Origin of the sequence: Pseudomonas edaphica (assembly GCF_005863185.1) — a bacterium.
Lineage (GTDB): Bacteria > Pseudomonadota > Gammaproteobacteria > Pseudomonadales > Pseudomonadaceae > Aquipseudomonas > Aquipseudomonas edaphica.
In genome coordinates this window covers 1-5,121 of sequence record NZ_VBVZ01000451.1, presented here as the reverse complement: position 1 = coordinate 5,121, position 5,121 = coordinate 1, and the positions used below count along the sequence as shown (strand labels likewise).

General features: G+C 62.1%; 3 protein-coding genes and 3 pseudogenes. All 6 read left to right on the top strand.

What is annotated here, in order from left to right:
* Positions 1-214 (top strand): annotated as a pseudogene (locus tag FEM54_RS34390) (hypothetical protein); the annotation flags it as partial.
* A gap of 293 nt (positions 215-507) precedes the next feature.
* Positions 508-904 (top strand): annotated as a pseudogene (locus FEM54_RS23920) (transposase); the annotation flags it as partial.
* A gap of 268 nt (positions 905-1,172) precedes the next feature.
* Positions 1,173-2,753: a ShlB/FhaC/HecB family hemolysin secretion/activation protein gene (locus tag FEM54_RS23915; RefSeq protein WP_138453379.1), complete on the top strand. Its 1,581-nt coding sequence runs from the start codon at positions 1,173-1,175 to the stop codon at positions 2,751-2,753.
* A gap of 23 nt (positions 2,754-2,776) precedes the next feature.
* On the top strand, positions 2,777-4,576 hold the full coding sequence (locus FEM54_RS23910) for a DUF2341 domain-containing protein (RefSeq protein ID WP_138453378.1): 1,800 nt from the start codon (positions 2,777-2,779) through the stop codon (positions 4,574-4,576).
* Positions 4,577-4,587: 11 nt separating this feature from the next.
* Positions 4,588-5,013: an ExbD/TolR family protein gene (locus tag FEM54_RS23905; protein WP_017139644.1), complete on the top strand. Its 426-nt coding sequence runs from the start codon at positions 4,588-4,590 to the stop codon at positions 5,011-5,013.
* A 3-nt stretch (positions 5,014-5,016) separates the two neighbouring features.
* Positions 5,017-5,121: pseudogene (locus FEM54_RS34745) on the top strand (energy transducer TonB); the annotation flags it as partial.

Here is a 5,121-nt window from a genome sequence, read left to right as displayed (position 1 = left end):
CTGCGATGCAGACACCTCGGTACATCAGGTTCACAGAGTTGATGCCATCGCAGGCAAGCCAGCTCCCACCTTTGATCGAGTGTGGCTCTGCTGTTGCTGTTGCTCTTACATCCTTTTCGCTGACGAAGTCAGCGGTCTTTTGATCTGCGCTTTTGATCTTGATCTGAAATCGCCCCCCAAATCACTGGCGGATTGCGGGCATGCCGAGCCATAGCGAGGCACCGAGTGTTGGGGCGAGGACCTTTTGGTTACTTTTGACTGGGCCGGCATTCCGGTCCTTGCAAAAGTGACCCGCTGTAAGAGCGCAACCAATAGCCGCCGTTACCTGAATAACGGATATACACCCCTACAATCTCTCAGCAAAAATTGCCCTCGAACCAATCCCAAATGAAGCTTTCATGACAAAAGTTCGGTAGCCCCCACCCACTCCCGTCTTGCCTATGTAACGCGCTGCAGGCGATCAAAAGTCGCCTCCAAAGCCGTCAGCAGGACGCCAGGAGTGGGGCAATGGGAACTATGGAACGTTATTCGAAAGTCGGCATGCAGGAGCTCGATCAGCGCCTGTCGAAGATCGTCGAAGCCGCGCGCAAGAAGCCGGTTTCGGTATACCGCTACGGCGCGCCGTGGGTGTGGATCGTCTCCCAGGACGATTGGCAAGGCGCCTTGAAGGAAGTCTCCAGCTACATCCCGGCGGGCCACTCGCTGGTGTTGTTGCGCCCGCAGATCGACGACGTGCTCGAACAGTACCGCGACTGGCTCCAGCCCGAGCCGGGCATGTTGATCGCGCCGCACACCGTGGTGCACATCCTGTTGCTGCAGCTGCTGTATTCGGTGCCCAGCGAACAGCAACTGCACGAGCAGCTCAATTACAACCTGCTGTTTCGCTGGTTTGTCGGCCTCGACCTGACCCAGAAGGTGTGGAGCCTGCACGCCCTGCAGCGTGACATCGCCAGCCTGCTGAACAACCCGCAGGCGGTGCAATTGATCCAGAAAATCATCGGTGAAGTGTTTTGTGGCGCCTTGCTGCACATGCCGGAGTTCTCACTGAACTTCGCCTTGTTGCACACCTGGCTGGCCCGGCACAGCCATCTTTCGACCACCAGCAATTGAGCAGGCCGAACGCCGTGCAATCGGTGAAGGCGCGCAACTTTTTTAGACAACCAGGGGGCAGTGTGGAGCATCTGTTCAAGTCAACGCTGGCGCTGTGCCTGACGCTGGGGGCCTTGGCCCAACCCGCGCTGGCCGAGGAGGAGGGCGCAGCGCGGCGGGTCGACGTCAACGAATATTTCGTGCGCGGCAATACCGTGCTGGATGCGGCGGCCATCGATGAAGCGGTGTACCCGTTCCTGGGCCCGCAAAAGACCCTCGGTGATATCGAAGGCGCTCGCGATGCGCTGCAAAAGATCTACCAGGCACGTGGCTATCAGTCGGTGTTTGTGGAGCTGCCGGAGCAGAAGGTCGATGACGGCATCGTCTACCTGCAAGTCAGCGAAACCAAGGTCGGCCGCGTGCGCGTGGTCGGCGCCAAACACTATTCGCCGGTGGAAATCCGCGAAGACGTGCCGGCGCTCAAGGAGGGCGCGGTGCCGGATTTTGCCAGTGTGCAAACCCAGCTCGCCGGGCTTAACCGGGGCGTCGGGCGCCAGGTCACGCCGCTGGTACGCGAAGGCGCGCGGCCAGGCACCATGGACGTGGACCTGCAAGTGGAAGACCAGAACCCCTGGCACGCCAGCATCGGCCTGAACAACGACTACAGCGCCGACACCGAGAAGCTGCGCACGGTGGCGACCCTGGGCTACGACAATCTCTGGCAACTGGGCCACAGCATCTCGCTGACCTACTTCACCGCGCCCCAGGACAGCAGCAATGCCAAGGTCTGGTCGGGTTCCTACAGCGCGCCGCTGGATGAGCGCTGGACCTTGCAGTTCTCCGGCTACCAGTCCGACAGCAACATCGCCACCATCGGCGGCAGCAACGTCTTGGGCAAAGGCCATTCCTACGGTGTGTCGGCGATCTACAACCTGCCGGCCAGTGATAACTGGGCCAATTCGTTCTCCTTCGGCGTGGACTTCAAGGACTTCGACGAGCAGCTCAAATTGGGCAGCAATGCCGACAAGGTGCCGCTCAAATATGCGCCATTCACCTTCGGCTATAACGGCTATCGCTACAGCGAGCAATCGGCCCTCAGCCTGGGCCTGAACCTGGTGGTCGGCACCCGTGCGTTCTTCGGCTACGGCAGCGATGCCCAGGAATTCGAATACAAGCGCTACAAGGCCAGCCCGAGTTTTGCGGTGCTTAAAGGCGACACGACGTACACCTACACCTTCGCCAGTGATTGGCAATCGGCAACCAAGGGCGGTTTCCAACTGGCCTCCGGGCCGCTGGTGTCCAACGAGCAGTATTCCGCCGGTGGCGCCACTTCGGTGCGCGGCTACCTGGCGGCAGAGCGCACGGGGGACGAGGGCCTCCTGTTCTCCCAGGAAATGCGCACGCCCTCATTGGCCAAGTTTCTTGGCAGCTACGTGCAGGAATGGCGCTTCTACGCGTTCGCCGAAGGCGCGCGCCTGCGCCTGCAAAAGCCGTTGGCCGAGCAAGAAGACGAATACAGCCTGGCCAGTGTCGGCCTCGGCACCCGCGCCAGTTTGAGCAAATGGTTATCCGGCAGCCTGGACTGGGGCTACCCGCTGCTCGATGGACCGAACACCCAGAAACAGGACTCGCGACTGCACTTCAGTGTGCAGGCGACTTTCTGACCTTTTCTCCCGGAGACTTCACCATGCAACGCCTATTTCTGAGCCTGTTGATCTGCCTGGGCTTCGCGCTTCCGGCCACCGCCCATGCCTGGTGGCAGGACGATTGGCACTACCGCAAACAGATTACCGTGGACACTACCGCCCAAGGCGCGGGCATCAATCAAGCCCTGGGCCGCACTGCGCTGCTGGTGCGCCTGCACACCGGTAATTTCACCTTTGATGGGGTGAAGGACGATGGCAGCGATTTGCGCTTTGTCAGCGCCGATGACAAGACCGTGTTCAATCACCAGGTCGAAAGCTTCGACCCGCTGATGGGCATGGCGCTGATCTGGGTCGACGTGCCCAAGGTCGAAGGCGGCCAGCGCCAGGAAATCTGGATGTACTACGGCAATCAAAAAGCCCCGGCCATCGCCAACGGCCAACTCACCTTCGATCCGAACTACACCGGCGTCTACCATTTTGACGGGGCCAACGGCACCCCGGCCCGGGACACCACGGCCTACAGCAACACCGCGCTGAACGCCACCGGCGCCAGCATCGATGGCGTGATCGGCCGCGCCCTGCAGTTTGGCGGCCAGCCGCTGATGCTGCCGGCCAGCCCATCCCTGCAACACGCCGCCGGCAGTGCATTGACCTTCAGTGCCTGGCTGCGCCTGGACCAGGCCAGTGGCGAGCAAATCGTCCTGGCCCGTCGCGATGGCCCCCACAGCCTGTTGCTGGGCTTGAACCAAGGCACGCCGTTTGTGGAAATCGACGGCCAGCGCGCGGTCTCCACCCAACCGTTGAACCCGGGCCAGTGGCAACACCTGGCGTTCACCGCCGAGGGCGAAAAAGTCGCGCTGTACGTCAATGGCCGTGAAACCGCGAACCTGGCCGTGGCCCTGCCGGCCTTCACTACACAGACGGCGATCGGTGCCGATGTGCCGGAGGCGGGCAGTACGCACCTGCCGTTTGCTGGCGCCATGGATGAGTTGCGCCTGTCGAAAGTGTCGCGCCCGGCCGCGTTGCTGCTGGCCGATGCGAGCGCCCAGGGCGCCGAATCCAAGCTGGTGGCGTATGGCGTGGATGAAGAACAGTCGGGCTTCGGTTTCGGCAGCCTGGGCTTTTTGCTCAAGGCCGTGCCGATTGACGCCTGGGTGATCATCCTGGTGCTGGTGGCGATGATGGTTCAGTCGTGGTTCATCATGCTGCGCAAGAACCGTCAGGTCGGCCGCGTGAGCAGTGCCAACGAGATCTTCCGTGAGCACTTTGCGCAGATCGGCACCCGCCTGGAAATGTATGCCGATGACGCCCAACTGGCCGAGCGCCTGGGCCACTCTTCGCTCTGGCGCCTGTACCTGGTGGCGGTCAAGGAGATCCGCACCCGCCGTGCCCAGGGCGCAGATACCTCATCGGTTTCGGCGGCCACCATCGAAGCAATCCGCTGCTCCATGGACGGCGTGCGTACTCGCGAAAACCAGGCCCTGAGCTCCAAATTGTCGACCCTTTCCAATGCCATCGCCGGCGGCCCTTACATCGGTCTGCTGGGTACGGTGCTGGGGATCATGGTGGTGTTCCTCGGCACGGCCATGGCCGGTGACGTGAACATCAATGCCATCGCCCCCGGCATGGCGGCCGCCTTGCTGGCCACGGCCATGGGCCTGTTCGTGGCGATCCCGGCGCTGTTTGGCTACAACCGCCTGATCACGCGCAACAAGGAAGTCAGCGCCGATATGCGCGTATTTGTCGATGAGTTCATCACCCGCCTGGCGGAAATGCACGGCGAGAGCCAGTTCAGTGAAGCCGCCCACTCGCGCGGCCACCACGCCTCCGTTCCGGCCTGAGGAGAATCAGCATGGCTTCCGTAAATGCCGCCCACGACGATGACGATGACGCCGCCGTCGACACTATTAACATCACGCCCCTGGTGGACGTGCTGATGGTGGTGCTGGTGATGTTTATCCTCACCGCCACCGCCCAGGTGTCGGGTATCCAGATCCACTTGCCCAAGGCGAGTGCTTCGGTGTCGCTGTCCGAGGCCAAGACCAAGGCCATCTCCGTCAACGACGGCGGCCAGGTGTTTCTCGACGCCTACCCGGTGACGCTGGGCGAGCTGGAGGAGCGCCTGCGCATCGAGAAGGCGCAGAACCCGGACTTCCCGGTGATTGTGCGCGGCGACGCTATGGTGCAGTACCAGAAGGTGATCGAGGTGCTCGACTTGTTGCGCCGGCTGGAGCTGTCCCAGGTCGGGCTGGTCACCGGCAAGCCGAGCCAGGGTTGAACCATGACCGCACAGATGCCGATCCCGCCCATGCCCGTGAAGAACAAGCTGCTGCGCCCGCTGAAGTGGGGCGCTGGCCTGCTGCTGGCCGCCCTGGCGGCCTGGTTC

Bases quoted from the DNA above. Each gene is read 5' to 3' on its own strand.
- FEM54_RS23910 (WP_138453378.1), top strand. From the start codon at position 2,777: ATGCAACGCCTATTTCTGAGCCTGTTGATCTGCCTGGGCTTCGCGCTT.
- FEM54_RS23905 (WP_017139644.1), top strand. From the start codon at position 4,588: ATGGCTTCCGTAAATGCCGCCCACGACGATGACGATGACGCCGCCGTC.